This window comes from Staphylococcus sp. HMSC36A10 (genome assembly GCF_001838845.1).
In the GTDB taxonomy this organism is placed as follows: Bacteria; Bacillota; Bacilli; order Staphylococcales; family Staphylococcaceae; genus Staphylococcus; species Staphylococcus aureus.
The window spans coordinates 171,728-192,846 of sequence record NZ_KV839122.1; the positions used below are offsets into that span (position 1 = coordinate 171,728).

Here is a 21,119-nt window from a genome sequence, read left to right on the forward strand (position 1 = left end):
AAGACGTTGAAAAGAAATACAGGCATAATTTTATGTCCAGCAACAATTTTGTATTTCTTTAACTACGCCATACGCATTAAATAAATACCTTGATTATTTCATTTTACATATCAAATATCGAAAGTTGAGCTTTATCTGGTAAATTCGGTAATGAGCCTAACTCATCTAAATACTCAATAATTTTCTGAGATAATCCAGCTTTTTTGTTTAAATCTTCTTTTGATAAAAATGGGCCATCGTCACGAGCTTCAACAATTCGTTTCGCAACGTTTTCGCCAAGCCCAGGCACTGATATGAACGGCGGAATAAGTGTATCGCCTTCAATGATAAATTCGAACGCCTGACTCTTTTCTAAACTAATCGGTTGCATGCGATAACCTCGATGCGCCATTTCATTCATAATTTCCAAGACTGTTAATACGTCTTTTTCTTTTTTACCTAGATCCATATAGCGAGAATACATGTCTTTTACAGTATTTCGAATGCTTGTTTTATCTTTAATCATCGTGATTAAATCAAAGTCTGACGCACGAATTGTAAAGTAAGATGCATAGTAATAAAGTGGATGATGTACTTTGAAATATGCGATACGTACTGCCATTAAAACGTATGCTGCTGCATGGGCTTTAGGGAACATGTACTTAATTTTAAGACATGAATCTAAATACCAATCCGGCACTTCATTTTCTTTCATCGTTTCAATCATTTCTTCAGTTAAACCTTTACCTTTACGTACTGACTCCATTATTTTAAAAGCCATTGATGGTTCTAAACCAGCATACATTAAATAAACCATGATATCATCACGACAACCAATTACACTTGATAAATCACATATACCGGTTTTAATTAATTCTTGAGCATTGCCTAACCACACATCTGTACCATGAGATAATCCTGAGATTTGAACTAATTCAGAAAATGTTGTTGGCTTTGTATCTTCTAACATTTGACGCACGAACCCTGTACCGAATTCTGGAACCCCAAACGTACCTGTTTTACATAAAATTTCATCTTCAGTAACACCTAAACTTTCAGGTGTACTAAATATTTGCATGACTTCTTTGTCATCTACAGGTATCGTTTTTGGATCAATGCCCGATAAATCTTGAAGCATACGAATCATTGTTGGATCATCGTGTCCAAGTATATCAAGTTTTAATACATTATCATGAATAGAATGGAAATCAAAATGTGTCGTCATCCATGCTGAATTTTGATCATCGGCAGGATATTGTATCGGCGTAAAATCATAAATATCCATGTAATCAGGTACTACAATAATACCCCCTGGATGCTGTCCAGTTGTACGTTTAACACCTGTACATCCTTTAACGAGTCGATCTATTTCAGCACCTCTTTTGTGGATGCCTTGATCATTCAAATAACCTTTAACATAACCAAAAGCAGTCTTTTCAGCAACAGTACCAATTGTACCTGCACGGAATACTTTATCCTCACCAAATAATACTTTTGTGTAGTTATGGGCATTCGGTTGATATTCACCACTAAAGTTTAAGTCGATATCAGGAACTTTATCTCCCTTAAATCCTAAAAATGTTTCAAACGGAATATCTTGTCCTTCTTTAATAAGTGGCGCTCCACAAGTTTCACACGTCTTATCAGGTAAATCGAATCCTGATCCTACTGAACCATCATTGAAAAATTCACTCGTTTTACAGTTCGGACAAATATAGTGTGGCGGTAACGGGTTTACTTCAGTAATCTCAGTCATTGTCGCTACAAAACTAGAACCTACTGAACCACGGGAACCAACTAAGTATCCATCATCTAATGATTTTTTAACTAAACGTTGCGAAATTAAGTAAATTACCGCAAATCCATTACCGATAATACTTTTTAATTCTTTTTCTAATCGATCAATTACGATTTGAGGCAGGTCTTCACCATACAGTTTACGCGCATTTGCATAACTTAGTTCTCTAATTTCTTCGTTAGCACCTTCCATACGCGGTGTGTATAATTCATCTTTAATAGGAACAACACGTTCAATTCGATCTGCTAATTCGTTTGTATTTTTCACAACAATTTCATGCGCTTTTTCTTCACCTAAAAAATGAAACTCGTTTAACATTTCATCTGTAGTTCTAAAATGTGCTTCCGGTAAAGTTGAGCGATTAAGTGGATTGCCGGGTTGTGATGCTATTAAAATTTTACGTGCGATACCATCATGTTCAAACAAATAGTGTGCATTTCCTGTCGCAATAACAGGTATACCCGCTGTGTCACCTGCATGTATTAAACGTTGATAAATTTCATGTAATGTTTCAGTATCTCTAATAAGCTCTCTATCAATTAAATCTTGATAAAGTGCCGGTGGTTGAATTTCAATAAAATCATAATATTTGGCAATTTTTTCAACTTGGCTCTGGTCCTTCTGCATAACTGCCGTAAATAATTCACCTTCATCACACGCTGTACCTACCAATAATCCCTCACGGTATTCATCTAACAATGAACGTGGAATTCGAGGTGTACGGTAGAAATACTTCACCAATGATGCACTTACAATTTTAAATAGATTTTTAAGACCTTGTTGGTTTTGTACAATTAATGTGACATGACTAGGTCTTGCACGTTTATATGCATCTTCATTACTGAGTTTTTTGTTGATTTCGTTATGATTTAATACGCCTAATTCTTTCATTTGTTGAACCATTTTTATGAAAATGTAAGCTGTTGCTTCTGTATCATAAATGGCACGGTGATGTTGCGTTAATTCTACGCCATATTTTTTAGCTAAGAAATTCAAACCATGTTTACCATATTCAGTATTAATCGTACGAGATAATTCTAAAGTATCGATAACACCATTCGTTGATGGTCCAAACCCAAGACGTTCATATCCCGTATCGATAAAGCCCATATCAAACGAAGCATTATGCGCTACGAATATCGCATCGCCAACCCATTCTTTAAACTCTGTAAGTACTTCTTCAATCTCAGGGGCATCTACTAACATATCATCAGTAATATGCGTCAAATTGATAATCGTTTCCGATAATCGTTCATGCGGATTACTAAACCTTTCAAACTTATCGATGATTTCACCGTTATGAACTTTCACAGCTGCAAGCTCGATGATTTTATCATACTGATTTGATAAACCAGTTGTCTCAACGTCGAACACAACATAAGTAGCATCTTTTAATACGACATCTTGTGGTTTGTATGCAATCGGAACACCATCATCAACTAACATACCTTCCATACCGTATATCATTTTAATGCCATGTTTTTCCGCTGCTGCGTGAGCATCTGGAAATGCTTGCACAACATTATGGTCTGTAACCGCAATGGCTGGATGTCCCCAGTCTGCTGCCTGTTTAACATACGCACCAATATTGGGTATACCATCCATTTGGCTCATTGCAGTATGCAAGTGGAATTCTACACGCTTTTCTTCAGCCTTATCTTTTTTTGTCGCTTTTTTAATCTCTTCAATATCAGACATCATCATAACTAAATCTCTAATAAATGTATCTTCTTCAATACGACCTTGAGCCCTAACCCATTTACCTACACTTAGCGCTTTAAAATGTTCTAAATCATCTTTGTTTTTACGAGTAAACATTTTTAAAACTAATGAGTCCGTATAGTCAGTCACTTTAATTTCTACGATATGACGACCACTTTTAAGTTCTTTTAAGTTTATATCAAAAATGACACCCTCTATTGCAACTTTAAACTCTTCCTCAATAATAGATTCAATTGGTTTAATATTTTCAATTTGAATCGGCTTACCAATTTGACACTTATCGACAGCACTTTCGTTGTTATCTTGTTGTTTCGCTTTTTCAGCTTTCATTTTTTCAAGTTTCTCTGTTGCCAATCGTGCACTTTGTTCGTCTTCTTCTTGAATATGTGCTTCTAAAGAAGCTAAGTTTTGTTCTTGATCATTATCATTTGTTTCGAATATGATTTTATCGATATCAAAACCACAATTTCTAAACGCTTTGATAAGACTTCCATTACATGCCTTATCAAAATGATTACGTTCAATGTCATTTGATACCATTACTTTTAATACTTTTCCAGACATAATAAGCTTTTTCTGTTTCAATTGACCTTTAACTTTTGGAGATAAAGCTGTTTGGTCAATACAGTGCCCAAAGTATTTAATTGCATGTTCATCTTGATTCGTGCCATTTGTTACCGTAAAACGACATGTAACGTTAGCGATATCTTTAAACTCTTGCTCTATTGCATGTAGAAATAATAAATAATCTTCATGAGCTAAGAATTGTGGTAATGTAATATGAAATTCCCATGTTCTGTTTTTGTTAGAAACATCTATACGTGTCAGTTCACCTGAATTTAAAATTTCAGCATCTAATTGATTTGAAATTTTAATTTGATCAGCAAGCACTTTAAATTTTTGTTGCTCTGTCATTGCCAAGACAATTACCACCTTAAATAGAAATTACTTTTACGTGTTCGAACAATATTTAGATTATGTAGGCATATTAATGATAGAAAATTAAATGCTTTATATTTGGCTAATCATAATATTGTTAAAACAAATTTGTCTTTAATTATACTATGTCTTCAGTCATTTTTCATCGAATAATCATTATATCAAAAATAATAAGAGCAGGACATAAGCATCTGATTTCTTTCAGCTTTTTCCTACTCTTATAATTCATTCGATCTTAATTATTTTAAGTTATCATATTTATTTGTAATGACAGTCATTAAGTCATCAATGTGAACTTCTTCGCTATCACCTGTTAAACGTTCTTTAACTTCTACAATACCTTCCGATGCACGTTTACCAACAACAATTCGCAGTGGTAAACCAATTAAATCGGCATCATTAAATTTGACACCCGCACGTTCCTGACGATCATCGTACAACACATCAAATTTAGTATTAAATTCAGCATATAGTGCATCCGCTAGTTCTCGTTGATCATCTTTCTTAGGATTAATAGAAATTAAATGTAAATCAAATGGAGTAACTGATTTAGGCCAAACAATTCCATTATCATCGTGATTTTGTTCAACAATCGCACTCAGCGTTCTAGAAATTCCAATACCGTAACAACCCATAATTAAAGGTTGGGCTTTTCCTTGGTTATCTAAGAATGTAGCATTCATTGATTCTGAATACTTAGTACCCAATTTGAATACTTGACCAACTTCAATACCTTCAGCAAAATGTGCAACGCCTGAACCATCACTTAACTTCTCGCCTTCTAAAATAAAACGGAAATCGCCATATTCATCAACGTTGAAGTCTCTGCCTACATTTACATTAATTAAGTGATAGCCATCTTCGTTAGCACCGACAACTAAATTATTTAAATCTTGCACAAAATTATCTGCATAAATTTTGATTTCTTTATCAATAACAGGACCTAGTGAACCCGGATTTGCACCAACTAAATTAACAATTTCGTCTTGTGTTGCTAATTCAATATTATCTGTGCCGAAATAAGATTTTAATTTAATGTCATTAATTTCATGATGGCCACGCACTAAAACCATAATATATTCGCCATCAACTTTGAAAATCATCGTTTTAACGATTTCATCTACTGGTCTACCTAAGAAGTCTGCCAATTCTTGCGCAGTCTTAACATTTGGTGTTTCAATTTTTTCTAAAGGTTGCACAGTAGAATGCTTATGATTTGGTTCGTAAACGACTTCTGCTTTTTCGATATTAGCAGCATAGTCACTTTCTTTACTGTAAACAATTGTATCCTCACCGATAGCACTTAATGCCATAAATTCATGTGTATGGCTACCGCCTATAGCACCTGAATCTGCTACAACTGGTCTAGCATTAATGCCAACTCTCTCAAAAATACGGCTATACGCTTGATACATATCTTGATACGTTTGATCTAATGATGCCTCGTCAGCATGGAATGAATACGCATCTTTCATAATAAATTCACGCCCACGAAGTAAACCAAAACGTGGTCTCTTTTCATCACGGAATTTAGATTGAATTTGGAATAATGTCATCGGTAATTGTTTGTATGATTTCAATTCATTTCTTACTATTGATGTAACTAATTCTTCATGTGTTGGACCTAATGCAAATTGTCTTCCATGTCTATCTTGTAAACGCATTAATTCTGGGCCATATGCACCCCAACGTCCTGATTCTTCCCATAATTCAGCTTGTTGTAACGCTGGCATTAAAATTTCAACAGAATCGATACGTTCCATTTCTTGTCGCACAATTGCAGTAATATTATTTAACACACGTGTTGCTAGCGGTAAATAACTATAAATCCCACTTGTACTTTGTTTTATCAAACCCGATTTCAATAATAAACGATGACTTTGTGCTTCTGCTTCTGATGGCACGTCACGCATCGTTGGTATAAAAACTTTGGATTGCTTCATAATTATTTATCCTCCTAAATTATAAGAAATATCGTCGAATATCATTCCACGTTACTAATATCATAATAACGACCATGAAAATGGCACCAATAGCAATAATCGTTGTTTCCGCTTTTTTATTAACTGGTTTTCTGAAAATCGCTTCATATATAACAAATAAAATACGACCACCGTCTAGTGCAGGAATAGGAATTAAATTCATAATACCTAAGTTTACACTTAATAACGCAGTGTAACCAATTAAGCTAATGATACCCGCTTTAACAACTGAGTCTACGTTATGATAAATACCAACCGGACCATTTAACATATCAAATGAGAATCCGCCCGTAAATATACTAGCCAACATACCTACTACAGCTGTAAAAATTAGTGTACTACCTTTCAAAAAGCTTTCAAATCCATATACAATTGGTTTGAAGAGCGTACGTTCACTCGCTGGTTGGAATCCGAGAACATACTTCGTCTCTGAACTTACTTTAGTCAGTTTTCTTTCAGTCTTTTTAGGTGTTAATTCAACTGACTTCGTTTTACCATCACGTTCAAATTTAACAGTCGTCTTATTATCTTTAACTTTATCTAACGCCTTATCAACATCATCAAATTCAGATATTTTATATTTGCCAATTTGAACAATTTTATCACCTTTTTGTAATCCTGCTTGTTGAGCTGGATACTTATCTGCGACTTGTTCTACAGTAGACGTAGGTGTACCTTGATAATATGCAAGACCAATAAATAGGACTAAAGCTAATATAAAGTTAAATAACGGTCCCGCAAATAATGTTAAAAATTTCGGCCATGGCTTTTTATGTGCAAATTGTCTGTCTCTCGGAGCAATTTGAACTAAGCTACCATTTTCAACAAAGAAAGACTTTCTAGCAATTTTAAAATGATGTCTTTCATTATCATAAGCAGTGATACCTTCTATGAATAAGTCATCCTTAAAATCACATTTTTTAACTTCGATCGCTTCAATTTGTTGAAACTTATGATGATCATCTAATATGATATGTGTTATTTCATTTTCTTCATTCAGTTTAATTTTAACGTTCATACCGGGCTCGACTGGCGGCTCTTCTAAGCCATCTCCTGCCATACGAACATATCCACCAACAGGCAATAACCTAATAGTGTAAAGTGTTTCGTTTTTTCTAAAACTAAAAATTTTCGGTCCCATACCGATCGCAAATTCTGGACACATAATGCCTGCTCTTTTCGCAAAAAACATATGGCCATATTCATGAACAGTTACTAGTACACCAAAAACAATAATAAATGCAATTATTGTAACTAAATAGCTCACTCGCTACACCTCGATTGTTTATAAATTTCTTTTATTTTAAAAATGATTGCTGTATACGTAACATAAGTCATTATAATATGATACTGACAAATCACAAAATATAACGTCTAATTTTCAAAGTTAATATTGCGTATAATTTTCAAAAGGAGTTCTGAGATTCATTAAATTATCTCAGCAACTCCTCTTTACGTTTATTGATTTGTTCTCAGCATTAAGATTGTATTAATAAAATATTTAATAATGGTAACACAAACATAAAGCTGTCAAATCGGTCTAAAATACCACCGTGTCCAGGTAGTATACGACCTGAGTCTTTAACGCCGAAATGACGCTTAAATCCTGATTCCACTAAATCACCTAATTGACCAAATAAACTTAAAATCAATGTCACTCCAAGTAATATCCATACATTCATATTGAAATCTACAAAATATAACATTGCAAGAGGCACTATCAAACTACAGAACAAGCCACCTATGAATCCTTCGATTGTCTTATTCGGACTTATTACTGGCCAAAGCTTATGTTTGCCCATCATTTTACCAAATAAGTAAGCCCCTGTATCTGTAAGCCAAACAATTAAAAAGGCATATAATATGTAATGTAATCCTTCTGATCTCGTTTCATAAAAGAACATAAAACCAATGCCTACATAAGCCACAGACATTAAGCAAAATGCAGCATCCATAAAACTAAATCTGTTTTTAGATAAGACAGTATAACTTAATACAATAAAGCTCATTGCAATTAAACTTTTTAATTGAATTACTTGTACCCATGGCCCTGCATGTTGTGGCAACATAATGATGATAAGACCAACTGCACTAATTAAACCAGGAACTGAAACAAATTTAATCATATTCATATTCAACAATTCTTTTAATGCAATCAATGCTAATATATTAGCAAATATCATTAACACAAGGCCGCCTTTTAACAAGATAGGCAAGAATACGATTAAGGCAATAATAGCTGTCAGCGTTCTAACTTTCATACTATACTACTCCTCACTCAATCCGCCAAAGCGTCTTTGACGTGACTGATAAATTTTTATACATTTAATTAATTCATCTTCGTCAAAGTCAGGCCATAATTTTTGATTAAAGATAAATTCACTATACGAAACTTGCCAAATCAAGAAATTACTTATTCTTTGTTCTCCTGAAGTACGAATTAACAACTCTGGATCAGGATAGTCTTTTGTCATTAAATGATTGTTTATATATGTTTCATCTATGATATCACTATTTAAACCTTGTTGATGAAGCTCGTCAAACATATTTTTAATACTATGAACAAGTTCTGCTCTGCCACCATAATTAATTGCAAATATTAATTTTAAGCCGGTATTATTAGCTGTCTTTTCTTTAGCATTATTAATTGCTTCTATCGTTGATTTTGGCAACTTATCAGTAAATCCAATTGTTTCAACTTTGACATTTTTTTCAATTAGTTCCGGTAAGAATGTCTTTAAGAAATTGACAGGCAAATTCATAATATAATTTACTTCACTTTCAGGTCTTGACCAATTTTCAGTGGAAAAGGCATATAAAGTTAAGTACTTAACACCAATATCACTAGCTATCCTAGTAATTTTTTTTATTGTTTGCATACCTTCGTAATGGCCTTTAATTCTAGGCATTTTTCGCTTCTTAGCCCATCGCCCATTACCATCCATAATAATAGCGATATGTTCAGGTATATTAGACGAGTCTAATTCTTCATTATAATTATTTATAGTGTTCTTTTTATTTATTAGCTTTTTAAACATGGTCTTTCCTCCGAGCCTGATCATCTCTGTCATATAGTATAAGTTACTAAACAATCATTATCATTTTATCATACTCATTTAATGCATTGAATAAGCAAATAAAAAAACTGTACCAAAGTCTGACTCGGTACAGTTTACACCAGAAATGTGACATACATACTGAGGTTAAAAATTACATAACTTTATTATAGCAATATACCTAATGCCTATTATTTATAAAGTATATGTTTAATTAACTTGTTTAAACACCATTTTTATGCTCATTGTGAATTTAAATTATCACATGCATCTTTGATTTAATTAAACATGCCCATTTTAAATGTTACATTATCGTTTAATACTGGCATTTTAATATGTCATTGTATATTAGTTTTATACTGACATAATATCTTTTTCTTTATCAGCAATCATTTGATCAATTTCTTTTATTGAATTGTCTGTTGCTTTCTGAACATCTTCAGCACCACTTCTCAACTCATCTTCAGTAATGTCGCCATTTTTTTCATCTTTTTTCAACTGATCATTCATATCACGACGAATATTTCGAACAGATACTTTAGCTTCTTCACCAATTTTCTTAACATCTTTAACGCGCTCTTTTCTACGCTCTTCTGTTAAGGCAGGTACTGCAATACGTATCACTTCACCATCACTTGTTGGGTTGACACCTAAGTTAGCCGCTATTATCGCTTTTTCGATGTCAGCTACAGAAGTTTTGTCGTATGGAGAAATAACAAGTAAACGTGCTTCTGGAACATTGATACTTGCTAATTGTTGTACAGGTGTTGGTGCACCATAGTAATCAACTGTTACGCCGTTTAATAAATTTGAATTAGCTCTTCCTGCACTGATATTAGCTAATTCACGTGATAAGCTTTCGATTGATTTTTGCATTCTTGATTTAGTTTCATTAATAATGTCACTCATTATTTTACACCTCTAAATTTATTTTGTAATTAACGTACCTATCTTTTCACCCATAACAGCACGTTTAATATTTCCTTCTTCCATAATAGAGAAAACAGTTAACGGAATGTTATTATCCATACAGAATGAGGATGCTGTTGAATCCATTACTTGTAAACCTTCTTGAAGCATTTGAATATGCGTTAAATGTTCATATTTTACCGCATCTTTGTTTACTTTAGGATCTGCAGAATATACACCATCTACATTATTTTTGCCCATTAAAATAACATCTGCTTCAACTTCTGCAGCACGTAATGCCGCTGTAGTATCTGTAGAGAAGTATGGGTTTCCAATACCTGCAGCAAAAATAACTACGCGTTTCTTTTCTAAGTGTCTAATTGCACGACGACGAATATAAGGTTCAGCCACTTGCTTCATTTCAATAGATGTTAATACTCGTGTATCACAATCCAATTGTTCTAAACTATCTTGTAATGCTAAGGCATTCATTACAGTTGCAAGCATACCCATGTAATCAGCAGTTCCACGGTCCATACCTAAGTCACTACCCGTTTTACCTCTCCAAATGTTTCCGCCACCAACGATTACTGCGATTTCACAGTCCATTTTAGCAACTTCAGCCACTTGCTCAGCAACACTTTTAATAATTACTGGATTTATGCCAAATCCTTTTTCTCCAGCTAACGCTTCACCACTTAGTTTCAAAACTACACGTTTATATTTAGAAATTTGAGCCATTTTCTTATCCTCTCTATCGTGAATATATGTAACATATACAAGTAAAGAAGACACAGTTGTCGTTTTATTAGAATGATTTACATTTTAATAAAGCAACATTAAAGGTGTCTTCTTCCTTGTTTTACTTTATGACAGATTATTTCATTTGTCCTTTAACTTCATCCGCAAAGTTTTCTTCGCGTTTTTCCATACCTTCGCCTACTTCATAGCGTACGAAATCAACAAGTTTTCCACCTTTTGTTTTTAAGAAAGCTTCAACTGTTACATCAGGGTTTTTAACGAAGTCTTGATCTACAGCACAAATTTCTTGTAAGTATTTACGTAAACGTCCTTCCACCATTTTTTCAACGATGTTTTCTGGTTTACCTTCATTTAATGCTTGTTGTTTTAAAACTTCTCTTTCGTGGTTGATTTCTTCTTCGCTAACTTGTTCAGAAGAAACATATTTAGGGTTGATTGCAGCGATATGCATAGCAACGTCTCTTGCTGCTTCTTCGTCAGTTGAACCTTCAACAACTGTTAATACACCAATGCGTCCACCCATGTGTAAGTAAGCGCCGAAAGCATCGTTATCAGTTTTAGTTCTGATAGCAAAACGACGAACACTTAATTTTTCACCGATTGTTGAAATTGCTTCTTTAATTCTTTCATCAACTGATTTACCATTTGGTAAAGTTGTTTCCATTAAAGCTTCAACAGTTTCAGCTTTTGTATCTAATACTTGATTAGCGATTTCTTTAACTAACTCTTGGAATCCTTCGTTACGAGCAACAAAGTCTGTTTCAGAGTTGATTTCAACGATAACTGCGTCGTTACCTTTAGTTTCTACATGTACTAAACCTTCAGCCGCAATACGGTCTGCTTTTTTAGCTGCTTTAGCAATACCTTTTTCACGTAGGTAATCAATCGCTTTATCGATGTCACCATCAGTTTCAGTTAGCGCTTTTTTACAATCCATCATACCCGCGCCAGTTTTTTCACGTAATTCTTTAACAAGTTTTGCTGAAATAGTTGCCATTCATTATTCCTCCAATAAGTTATCATTTTATATATTATGATTTTAGCATTATTATAGGCAAGATTGCCAATACTCTAATTGAATATTTGTAATTTGCCTCGATTTTCTTTTTAAAAAAGGTGATAAGCATTAATATCTTATCACCCATTTAAACTATATCTAAGTCAGATTCAACAGTTGATTATTCTTCAGTTGCTTCTGTTTCTTCTGATTTTTCTTTTTCATCTAAATCGATGTTTTGTTCTGCAGCTACTTCTTCATTAGAAACGCCTTGTTGACCTTCTAAGATTGCATCTGCCATTTTAGCAGTTAATAATTTAACCGCACGGATAGCATCGTCGTTTGCTGGGATAACGTAGTCAATTTCGTCAGGATCACAGTTAGTGTCAACGATACCTACGATAGGAATATTTAATTTACGAGCTTCAGCAATTGCATTACGCTCTTTACGTGGGTCAACTACGAATAATGCTTGAGGCATTGATTTCATATCACGAATTCCGCCTAAGAATTTGATTAAACGGTCGTATTCTTTTTTAAGTTCTACTACTTCTTTTTTAGGTAATACTTCGAATAAACCATCTTCTTCCATTTTTTCAATTTCAGAAATACGTTTGATTCGTTTTGAGATCGTTTTATAGTTAGTTAATAATCCACCTAACCATCTTTGGTTAATGTAGAATTGACCAGCACGTTCTGCTTCAGATTTAACTGATTCTTGTGCTTGTTTTTTAGTTCCTACAAATAAGACTTGTCCACCATCTTCTGAAACTTGTTTCAAGAAGTTGTATGCCTCGTCTACTTTTTTCACTGTTTTTTGTAAGTCGATGATATAAATACCATTTCTCTCAGTGAAGATATATTTTTTCATTTTTGGGTTCCAACGACGTGTTTGGTGACCGAAGTGAACACCCGCTTCTAGTAATTGTTTCATTGAAATTACTGCCATTATAAATTCCTCCTATTGGTTAATTACCTCCATAGCAAACTATTGTAAAGACAATATACAAATATTGCACCCTTTACACAATCACGTTTGATATGTGTGTATTGGCTTTATAGCCGAAAATAAATATAACATAATGCCGTGTCTAAAGCAAATGTTTTTCAAGCATTTTTTCATAAATTTAAAGGTAATTCTATCAAGTTAATGTGAAATATCAATTTGATTGAAAATTAGACAAAAATAAAGAAATGACTTCAACATAATCATCAAAGTCATTTCGTTGACTACCGCCAAGATAACATCGTCACGACTAGGACATTGAATTATGTCCCAGACTCATCGACTTATTTACTTTTTTCTAATTCATCTAAGAATTTTTCTTTTTTAACTTTAATGAAAGTACCTTTCATTCCTAAAGAACGTGATTCAATTACACCAGCACTTTCTAATTTACGTAGTGCATTTACAATTACAGATCTAGTAATACCAACTCTATCTGCAACTTTTGATGCGATTAATAGACCTTCCGTACCGCCTAGTTCTTCAAAGATATGTTCAATTGCTTCTTTTTCAGAATAAGATAATGAATTAATTGCCATTGTAATAGCAGCTTTATCGCGCGCTTCTTTTTCTACTTCACTATGCTTCTCACGTAAGATTTCCATACCAATAACTGTAGCAGCATATTCACCTAGTACCAAATCATTTTCATTAAAATCATCATGTACTCGACCAAGTACTAATGTACCTAATCTTTCCCCTCCACCTAAAATTGGGAAGATAGTTGTACGACTATCTATGAATAATTCTCTGTTTTCAGGTGGGAATACTGTTAATACATTGTCGATATCAATATTTGATTCTGTTTGTTTAACTTCCATTAATCGTTCTGTATATTCACTTGGAATATGTCTTTCTTCCAACATTTGAATAATTCTTTGACTTTTTAATAATTCATTTAGACTCGATCCTAAAATTTTACCTCGACGCGATACAATAAATACATTTGTTACAGTTACGCTACTAATAGTTTGTGCTACATCTTTAAAATCAACCGCAATACCTTTGTGTTTTTGAAGTAACGTGTTTAACTCTCTCGTTTTAGATAATAAGCTCATGAATTTTTCTCCTTTTGTATATTTTTATAGAATAAATGCACTTAAATCTTTATTTGTTGAAATTGATTTTAATTTATCATCAACATATTGTGGGGTAATATCTACAACTGCATTCGGCATACTTGGTGCTTCGAATGATAAATCTTCTAGCATCTTTTCTAAAATTGTATGAAGTCGACGTGCACCAATGTTGTCTGTATCTTGATTTACTTGATAGGCAATCTCAGCTAAGCGAGTAATTGCTTCATCGGTAAAGTTTACAGTAACTTCTTCTGTTTGAAGCAATGCTTCATATTGTTTAATTAATGACAATTTTGGTTCTGTCAAAATTCTTACAAAATCTTCTACCGATAAACTATCAAGTTCAACTCTAATCGGAAAACGACCTTGCAATTCTGGTATCAAGTCACTCGGCTTAGATACATGGAAAGCTCCAGCACCTATAAACAGCATATGTTCAGTATTCACAGTACCATATTTGGTTTGAATAACGCTACCTTCAAGTATAGGTAAAATATCTCTTTGAACACCTTGTCTTGAGACATCTTGACCACTATTATGATTATTCGTCGCAACTTTGTCGATTTCATCTATAAAGATGATACCCATTTGTTCTGCTAATTCAAGCGCTTCTTGGTTAGCGCTTTCTTGATCAATTAGTTCATCCGCATAACTATCAGCTAAGATTTTCCTTGCCGTCTCAACAGCAACTTCTCGCTCAACTTTCTTTTTAGGCATTAATTGATTCATCATCTCTTGCATTTGCTGATTTTGATTTGTACCTAGCATACCTAAAGCACCAGGATCTTGCTCGACTTTAATTCTTACCTTTTCTTTTTCAAGTTTGCCTTCTTCTAATTGTCTCTTAATTTCAGAACGTTTTGTTTTAATTTCCTCAGTAGGTGGTTCTTCTTCATCTTCGTTATTTTGTCCGAAATTTGGAATTGCACCTCCGAAAAGTGACTCTAAAGGATTATTCGTTTGAGACGCTTTCTTTTTCATACTTGGAACTAATAACTTAACAAGTTTTTCATTGGCCTTAGCTGTTGCTTCATCTTGTACCAATGATTTTTTCTGCGCCTTGACTAATCTTACTGAAACATCAACAAGATCTCTAACCATACTTTCAACATCTCGTCCTACATAACCTACCTCAGTAAATTTAGTAGCTTCTACTTTTATAAATGGCGCGCCAACAACTTTGGCCATTCTTCTTGCAATTTCAGTTTTACCAACGCCGGTTGGTCCAATCATCAAAATATTTTTAGGTGAAATTTCTTGCTTTGATTCCTCATCTAATAAACTTCTTCTGTATCGATTACGTAGGGCAATTGCCACTTTACGTTTAGCATCATTTTGTCCAACGATATATTCATTTAATTTAGATACGATTTCTTTTGGAGTTAATCTTATTCCAGCTGTATCCATTAATTTCATTCCTCCGTCTTTTAACTAAAATTAATTGGTCGTAATTATTTATCGTGCTCTGATTATTATAGTGTTTCAACAACAATATTATCGTTGGTAAAGACACAAATATCAGCCGCTACTTTCAAGCTCTCATATGCCATTTCTTCAGCAGACAAATGCGATGCATGGCGTTTCAATGCACGTCCTGCGCTTAATGCGTAGTTGCCTCCTGATCCAATAGCGATAAGGTCATCATCTGGGGCAATAACTTCGCCAGTTCCACTGACAACTAAAATAGCATCTTTATCCATTACAATTAGCATAGCTTCTAATTGACGTAATTGTTTATCGCCTCGCCATTCTTGTGCCAATTCAACAGCAGCTCTTTCTAAGTTACCACTAAACTGTTGTAATTTTGTTTCAAATTTTTCAAATAACGTAAACGCATCTGCTACACTACCTGCGAAACCAGCTAACACTTTACCTTCATATAAACGTCGCACTTTTCTTGCCGTTTGTTTCATGATGACTTGTTGACCAAGCGTTACTTGTCCATCTCCAGCCATAGCTGCTTTCCCATTATGTCTTACAGCATAAATTGTTGTTGCATGTAATGTTGTATTACTCATGTTTCATTCTCCTTTTTCGCTCGAGGATGTGCATTTAGATACACTTTTCTTAATTGTTGGTTAGATACGTGTGTATATTTACCAGTTGTTGACAAATTAACATGACCTAATAACGATTGTACTGTTCTTAGGTCTGCACCTTGATTCAATAAATGCGTTGCAAATGTATGTCTGAGCTTGTGGGGATGAATCTCACTTACGCCTGCTGTTCGTTTAACAATATCATTTAAAACATATCGTACACCGCGTTCAGTGATTGCTTCACCCTTCATATTTACAATAAGAAAATCATGATTGCATGACTGAATTGGTTTGAAATGTTCTAAATAATTTTCGATGCTTTGTCTACAATAAGCACCAAACGGTACAAAACGCTCTTTGCTCCCTTTTCCTAATACGGTAACACCATTCGCGTAAAAATCTATATCTTGTTTTTTAATATTTACTAATTCCGAAACACGGATGCCTGTAGCATACAACAATTCAAGAATAACTCGATCCCGTAAATTTTTTGAAGTGTCCTCTTCTACAGTTTTGAATAACGCTTCCATTTCTTCTTCGTAAAAGAATTGCGGAAGATATTTTTCTTTTTTCGGATGTACTAATTGAACAAATGGATTAATAATGTTCTCATCAAGCGTCATCCAATATTCATAGAAAGTTCTTAACGTTGAGATTTTACGAGAAACAGATGTTCTTTTCAAATGATTTGAATATAAATAGCTCAAATAATTTCTAGCATCTCTGTATTCAAAAGTATTCAACTCTAAATGTTCTTGTTCTAAAAATTGATTAAACTGAATTAAGTCATCTTGATATGATTTCAATGTGTGTTCCGAAAAATTCCGTTCAACTTTCAATGTATTTAAAAACGCATCTTGAATATGATTCAATACATTTACCCTCCATCAATAAGAATTGTAGCATATACAGCAAAGGGCTTACAGTAATTTGATAATCAATTCTAAATCTTTTGAGAATTAAATAATTGTAACTAATCGGAAAACCCGTTAATTTGAATACCTCTTTTTTAAATTAATTACTAAAAGTCTTTATTAATAGCCTTGCCATTTATTATTTCATTGTCTTTTAAATAAAGTTTATTTAAAACATTCTCTTACATGTTACATCAATCAACTTATTGCGTGTTATTTATTCAGATATTTTTTGAATGCGAATGCTAAATTGTCAGAAATACGTAACAATTCCAAAATTAAAAAGACTAGGATAAGTATTTTCCATTTAGAAAGTCATTACTTACTCGTTGATGACTTAAGAATGAATAGCATATCTAGTCTTTCTAACTATTTTATAAAGTTTTTTTGAAATTTTCTAAGTAATCCAAAGCTCTATTAGCTTGTGCTTCATAGCGTTCTTTTTTATCTTTAATTCTAGTTTCTAAAGATGGTAATAACCCGAAGTTAGCATTCATAGGTTGGAAATTCTTATTGTTTTTAGCATGAGAAATATAGTAAGCCATACTTCCAATCATTGTTTCTCTCGGAAATACTACCTCACCCTTGCCTAATATTTTATGCGCAAGATTGATGCCTGCAACTAAGCCGCTAGCTGCGCTTTCTACATAACCTTCAACACCAGTCATTTGTCCCGCAAACTGTATGTTTGGTTGTGAAATCAATTCATATTTCTCGTTTAATACGTCCGGTGAATTAATGAAGGTATTTCTATGCATCACACCATATCTAACAATATCAACATTTTCTAAGCCTGGAATTAATTTAATGACTTCTTTTTGAGCTCCCCATTTTAAATGCGTTTGGAAGCCAACAATATTGTAGAGTGTACCAGCAGCGTCATCTTGTCTTAATTGAACCACTGCATAAGGACGTTTCCCAGTCTTTGGATCTTCTAATCCTACTGGTTTCATTGGTCCAAATAGTAATGTCTTGCGTCCGCGTTCTGCCATTACTTCAAAAGGCATACAACCCTCGAAATATTTTTCTTTTTCAAATGAATTTACAGGCGCAACTTCAGCTTCTAATACTGCATCATAAAAGCGATTAAATTCATCCTCAGTCATAGGACAATTTAAATATGCAGCTTCACCTTTATCATAACGGGACTTTAAGTAAACTTTATCCATATCAATAGATTCTTTTTCAATAATTGGAGCAGCCGCATCATAGAAATAAAGTTGATCTTTACCAGTAATGTCCACTATTTCTTGCGCAAGGGTTTCTGTAGTAAGTGGTCCTGTTGCGATAATTGTGTATCCATCTGGAATGGCATTAATTTCTTCATTAATAACTGTGATATTTTCATGATTTTTAAGTGTTTCAGTAATATAACCTGAAAAATCGTGTCTATCAACTGCTAATGCACCACCAGCTGGAACTCGTGCCTTATCAGCCGCTTCAATAATTATAGAATTCAATCTTCTCATTTCTTCTTTTAAAACACCCACACCATTAGTTAAAGCATTTCCGCGTAATGAATTGGAACATACAAGTTCCGCAAATTTATCAGTATGGTGCGCTGGTGTTTGTTTAACAGGTCTCATCTCTATTAGATTAACTTTAATTCCTCTTTCAGCTAATTGATATGCCGCTTCTGAACCGGCAAGACCAGCACCTATTACATTTACAGTTTGAGTCATTTCTATACTCCTTTTATTGTCATTTATGTCTTTTAATTATGTTGTTATGTTTATATTATCCGCACTTATTTAGATTAATCCATTACTATCTTTAAAATAAGATTCACTAATGATTCTATTTAACAATCTTAAAATGTCTCTAGGAAATAAAAATATTATTTCTGCGCTGCCTCTTTATAATCGCAATTTGAACATATTACTTGTGTTGTCTTGCCTTTTTTATTTTCAACAAGATATTGGTTACATTTTGGACAATCTCTTCCAATCGGCTTATCCCAAGAGATAAAGTCGCATTCAGGATATTTCGAACATCCATAAAAGACACGATTCTTTTTAGATTTTCTTTCTACGACGTCACCATCATTACATTTTGGACATTTAACACCAATAGACTTAACTATCGCTTTTGTATTACGACAATCCGGGAAGTTTGAGCAAGCCATAAACTTACCATAGCGTCCCATTTTTATAACCATAGGAGAACCACAAACTTCACAGTCTTCACCGGCTGGCTCATCTTTGATTTCAATCTTTTCCATCTCTTCTTCAGCACGTTCAACATCTTGTTTAAAGCTACTAAAGAAACCGTCTATTACTTTTCTCCATGTAATGTCACCTTCTGCAATCTTATCAAGTAACGTTTCCATATTCACTGTGAATTCCACATCAATAATCTCTGGGAAGTATTCTTTCACTTGTTCATGAACTATTTCTCCCAACTCAGTAGGAACAAAACGCTTACTTTCTAATTTGACATAGTTACGCTTTTGAATCGTATCTATTGTCGGTGCATAAGTTGATGGTCGCCCAATTTTCAATTCTTCTAGTGTTTTTACTAATCTCGCCTCAGTATATCTTGGAGGTGGTTGTGTATAGTGTTGAGCTGGTTCAATTTGAGTTGCTGTGACTTTATCACCTTGCTCTAATTTAGGCAGTTTATTTTCCTTTTCGCTATCACTATCATCTTTAGTTTCTACATAAAGTGTCATAAATCCTTTAAACTTGATTGTTTGACCATTCGCTCTAAATTTAATGTCACCTTGTGTTATGTCTAATGAGACTGTATCAAGTATTGCTGGAGCCATTTGACTAGCAACAAATCGTTCCCAAATTAATTTGTATAATCGGTATTGGTCTTTCGTCAAAAATGACTTCATATCATCTGGCGTACGCATAGTACTTGAAGGTCTAATAGCCTCATGGGCATCTTGGTCACCTTGTTTCCCTGATGCTTTACGTTTAGAAGTGTAAGATTCACCGTATTTATCAGTTATATACTGTTTTGCTTCAGCTTTGGCAGTATCTGAAATACGTGTAGAATCGGTTCTCATATATGTTATTAAACCAATCGTACCTTGTTTTTTCAAATCTATACCTTCATATAATTGTTGTGCGACCATCATTGTTTTTCTTGCTTTAAAGTTTAATTTACGTGCCGCCTCTTGTTGTAATGTAGAAGTTGTAAATGGGTTTGCTGGATTACGCGTTTTTTCTTTTTTAGTCACGTTTGTAATTTCGAATTGATCTCCATCTAGTGCAGCTGTAATTTTCTCAACATCTTTTTTCGTTTTTAATTTAAAAGGTTTATTTTTATAATGAAGGAATTTAGCATTGAATTTTGATTTTTTGTATCTAAATTCTCCTTCAATAGTCCAATATTCTTCTGGTTTAAAGTTTCGAATTTCATTTTCACGGTCAATGACTAAACGAAGTGCAACAGATTGAACTCGACCCGCTGACAAACCTTTTTTTACTTTTTTCCATAGAACTGGCGAGATGTTATAGCCAACCAATCTATCTAATATTCGACGCGCTTGTTGTGCATCGACTAAGTTCATTTCAATTTCTCTAGGATTTTTAAAACTTTCTTTAACAGCGTCTTTAGTTATTTCGTTGAAAACAACGCGATTTTCTTTAGAATCTTCAAGCTCTAAAATTTTTGATAAATGCCAAGCAATTGCTTCACCTTCACGGTCGGGGTCACTTGCGAGAAAGACGTTTTTCGCTTTTTTTGCATGTTTTTTCAATTCTTTTACAACAGGACCTTTTCCGCGTATTGTTATATATTTTGGTTCGTAATTATCTTCAGTGTCGACACCCATTTGACTTCTTGGTAAGTCTCTGACGTGTCCCATTGAAGCTATAACTTTATATTTCTTACCTAAATACTTTTCAATGGTTTTTGCTTTTGCAGGCGATTCAACAATGACTAAATTATCTGCCAATGTCATTTCCCCCTCGCTAATCTAATTACT

Annotated in this window: 17 protein-coding genes; all 17 read right to left on the minus strand. The window is 33.7% G+C overall.

Annotated features, from left to right (window positions below; all coding sequences use genetic code 11):
• Positions 1-103: 103 nt before the first annotated feature.
• A complete protein-coding gene (locus HMPREF3247_RS09955; RefSeq protein WP_078064478.1) occupies positions 104-4,414 on the minus strand; it encodes a PolC-type DNA polymerase III in 4,311 nt (1,436 codons plus the stop codon).
• Between the two features lie 263 nt (positions 4,415-4,677).
• Positions 4,678-6,381 carry a proline--tRNA ligase gene (locus HMPREF3247_RS09960; protein WP_000814094.1) on the minus strand — a complete coding sequence of 568 codons (1,704 nt, stop codon included), beginning with the start codon at positions 6,379-6,381 and terminating at the stop codon, positions 4,678-4,680.
• 19 nt (positions 6,382-6,400) lie between these two features.
• Complete coding sequence (gene rseP / locus HMPREF3247_RS09965; protein WP_000121122.1) at positions 6,401-7,687, minus strand: RIP metalloprotease RseP; 1,287 nt, start codon at positions 7,685-7,687, stop codon at positions 6,401-6,403.
• Between the two features lie 211 nt (positions 7,688-7,898).
• Positions 7,899-8,681 carry a phosphatidate cytidylyltransferase gene (locus HMPREF3247_RS09970; RefSeq protein WP_000868413.1) on the minus strand — a complete coding sequence of 261 codons (783 nt, stop codon included), beginning with the start codon at positions 8,679-8,681 and terminating at the stop codon, positions 7,899-7,901.
• 6 nt (positions 8,682-8,687) lie between these two features.
• Positions 8,688-9,458 (minus strand): isoprenyl transferase, encoded by a 771-nt coding sequence (locus tag HMPREF3247_RS09975; RefSeq protein ID WP_000473699.1) that lies wholly within the window; start codon positions 9,456-9,458, stop codon positions 8,688-8,690.
• A gap of 372 nt (positions 9,459-9,830) precedes the next feature.
• Positions 9,831-10,385, minus strand: coding sequence for a ribosome recycling factor (frr, locus tag HMPREF3247_RS09980; RefSeq protein ID WP_001280004.1), 555 nt, complete (start codon positions 10,383-10,385; stop codon positions 9,831-9,833).
• A gap of 18 nt (positions 10,386-10,403) precedes the next feature.
• The gene (pyrH, locus tag HMPREF3247_RS09985) at positions 10,404-11,126 is read right to left on the minus strand and encodes a UMP kinase (RefSeq protein ID WP_000057330.1); all 723 of its coding nucleotides are present in this window, start codon (positions 11,124-11,126) and stop codon (positions 10,404-10,406) included.
• A gap of 136 nt (positions 11,127-11,262) precedes the next feature.
• Positions 11,263-12,144, minus strand: a complete 882-nt coding sequence (gene tsf, locus HMPREF3247_RS09990; protein WP_000201387.1) for a translation elongation factor Ts — start codon at positions 12,142-12,144, stop codon at positions 11,263-11,265.
• Positions 12,145-12,178: 34 nt separating this feature from the next.
• Complete coding sequence (locus HMPREF3247_RS09995) at positions 12,179-12,292, minus strand: hypothetical protein (RefSeq protein ID WP_001789890.1); 114 nt, start codon at positions 12,290-12,292, stop codon at positions 12,179-12,181.
• Between the two features lie 33 nt (positions 12,293-12,325).
• Positions 12,326-13,093 (minus strand): 30S ribosomal protein S2, encoded by a 768-nt coding sequence (gene rpsB / locus HMPREF3247_RS10000; RefSeq protein WP_000268484.1) that lies wholly within the window; start codon positions 13,091-13,093, stop codon positions 12,326-12,328.
• A gap of 198 nt (positions 13,094-13,291) precedes the next feature.
• On the minus strand, positions 13,292-13,384 hold the full coding sequence (locus HMPREF3247_RS10005; protein ID WP_001790530.1) for a hypothetical protein: 93 nt from the start codon (positions 13,382-13,384) through the stop codon (positions 13,292-13,294).
• 50 nt (positions 13,385-13,434) lie between these two features.
• Positions 13,435-14,208, minus strand: coding sequence for a GTP-sensing pleiotropic transcriptional regulator CodY (gene codY, locus HMPREF3247_RS10010; RefSeq protein ID WP_000055337.1), 774 nt, complete (start codon positions 14,206-14,208; stop codon positions 13,435-13,437).
• Between the two features lie 24 nt (positions 14,209-14,232).
• Positions 14,233-15,636 carry an ATP-dependent protease ATPase subunit HslU gene (hslU, locus tag HMPREF3247_RS10015; protein ID WP_000379054.1) on the minus strand — a complete coding sequence of 468 codons (1,404 nt, stop codon included), beginning with the start codon at positions 15,634-15,636 and terminating at the stop codon, positions 14,233-14,235.
• A gap of 65 nt (positions 15,637-15,701) precedes the next feature.
• On the minus strand, positions 15,702-16,247 hold the full coding sequence (gene hslV / locus HMPREF3247_RS10020) for an ATP-dependent protease subunit HslV (protein ID WP_000072681.1): 546 nt from the start codon (positions 16,245-16,247) through the stop codon (positions 15,702-15,704).
• Positions 16,244-17,140 carry a tyrosine recombinase XerC gene (gene xerC / locus HMPREF3247_RS10025; protein WP_001015597.1) on the minus strand — a complete coding sequence of 299 codons (897 nt, stop codon included), beginning with the start codon at positions 17,138-17,140 and terminating at the stop codon, positions 16,244-16,246. The genes hslV and xerC overlap by 4 nt, the downstream gene beginning before the upstream one ends.
• 416 nt (positions 17,141-17,556) lie before the next feature.
• Positions 17,557-18,864 carry a methylenetetrahydrofolate--tRNA-(uracil(54)-C(5))-methyltransferase (FADH(2)-oxidizing) TrmFO gene (gene trmFO, locus HMPREF3247_RS10030; protein ID WP_000195254.1) on the minus strand — a complete coding sequence of 436 codons (1,308 nt, stop codon included), beginning with the start codon at positions 18,862-18,864 and terminating at the stop codon, positions 17,557-17,559.
• A gap of 155 nt (positions 18,865-19,019) precedes the next feature.
• Positions 19,020-21,095: a type I DNA topoisomerase gene (topA, locus tag HMPREF3247_RS10035; RefSeq protein WP_001557331.1), complete on the minus strand. Its 2,076-nt coding sequence runs from the start codon at positions 21,093-21,095 to the stop codon at positions 19,020-19,022.
• Between the last annotated feature and the right edge of the window lie 24 nt (positions 21,096-21,119).

Excerpts from the sequence above, each read along its gene's own strand:
- rpsB (WP_000268484.1), bottom strand. The coding sequence starts at position 13,093 with ATGGCAGTAATTTCAATGAAACAATTACTAGAAGCGGGTGTTCACTTC.
- HMPREF3247_RS09960 (WP_000814094.1), bottom strand. The coding sequence starts at position 6,381 with ATGAAGCAATCCAAAGTTTTTATACCAACGATGCGTGACGTGCCATCA.
- hslU (WP_000379054.1), bottom strand. The coding sequence starts at position 15,636 with ATGGATACAGCTGGAATAAGATTAACTCCAAAAGAAATCGTATCTAAA.
- HMPREF3247_RS09975 (WP_000473699.1), bottom strand. The coding sequence starts at position 9,458 with ATGTTTAAAAAGCTAATAAATAAAAAGAACACTATAAATAATTATAAT.
- trmFO (WP_000195254.1), bottom strand. The coding sequence starts at position 18,864 with ATGACTCAAACTGTAAATGTAATAGGTGCTGGTCTTGCCGGTTCAGAA.
- HMPREF3247_RS09995 (WP_001789890.1), bottom strand. The coding sequence starts at position 12,292 with ATGGGTGATAAGATATTAATGCTTATCACCTTTTTTAAAAAGAAAATC.
- HMPREF3247_RS09955 (WP_078064478.1), bottom strand. The coding sequence starts at position 4,414 with ATGACAGAGCAACAAAAATTTAAAGTGCTTGCTGATCAAATTAAAATT.
- topA (WP_001557331.1), bottom strand. The coding sequence starts at position 21,095 with ATGACATTGGCAGATAATTTAGTCATTGTTGAATCGCCTGCAAAAGCA.
- tsf (WP_000201387.1), bottom strand. The coding sequence starts at position 12,144 with ATGGCAACTATTTCAGCAAAACTTGTTAAAGAATTACGTGAAAAAACT.
- hslV (WP_000072681.1), bottom strand. The coding sequence starts at position 16,247 with ATGAGTAATACAACATTACATGCAACAACAATTTATGCTGTAAGACAT.
- HMPREF3247_RS09970 (WP_000868413.1), bottom strand. The coding sequence starts at position 8,681 with ATGAAAGTTAGAACGCTGACAGCTATTATTGCCTTAATCGTATTCTTG.
- codY (WP_000055337.1), bottom strand. The coding sequence starts at position 14,208 with ATGAGCTTATTATCTAAAACGAGAGAGTTAAACACGTTACTTCAAAAA.
- frr (WP_001280004.1), bottom strand. The coding sequence starts at position 10,385 with ATGAGTGACATTATTAATGAAACTAAATCAAGAATGCAAAAATCAATC.
- pyrH (WP_000057330.1), bottom strand. The coding sequence starts at position 11,126 with ATGGCTCAAATTTCTAAATATAAACGTGTAGTTTTGAAACTAAGTGGT.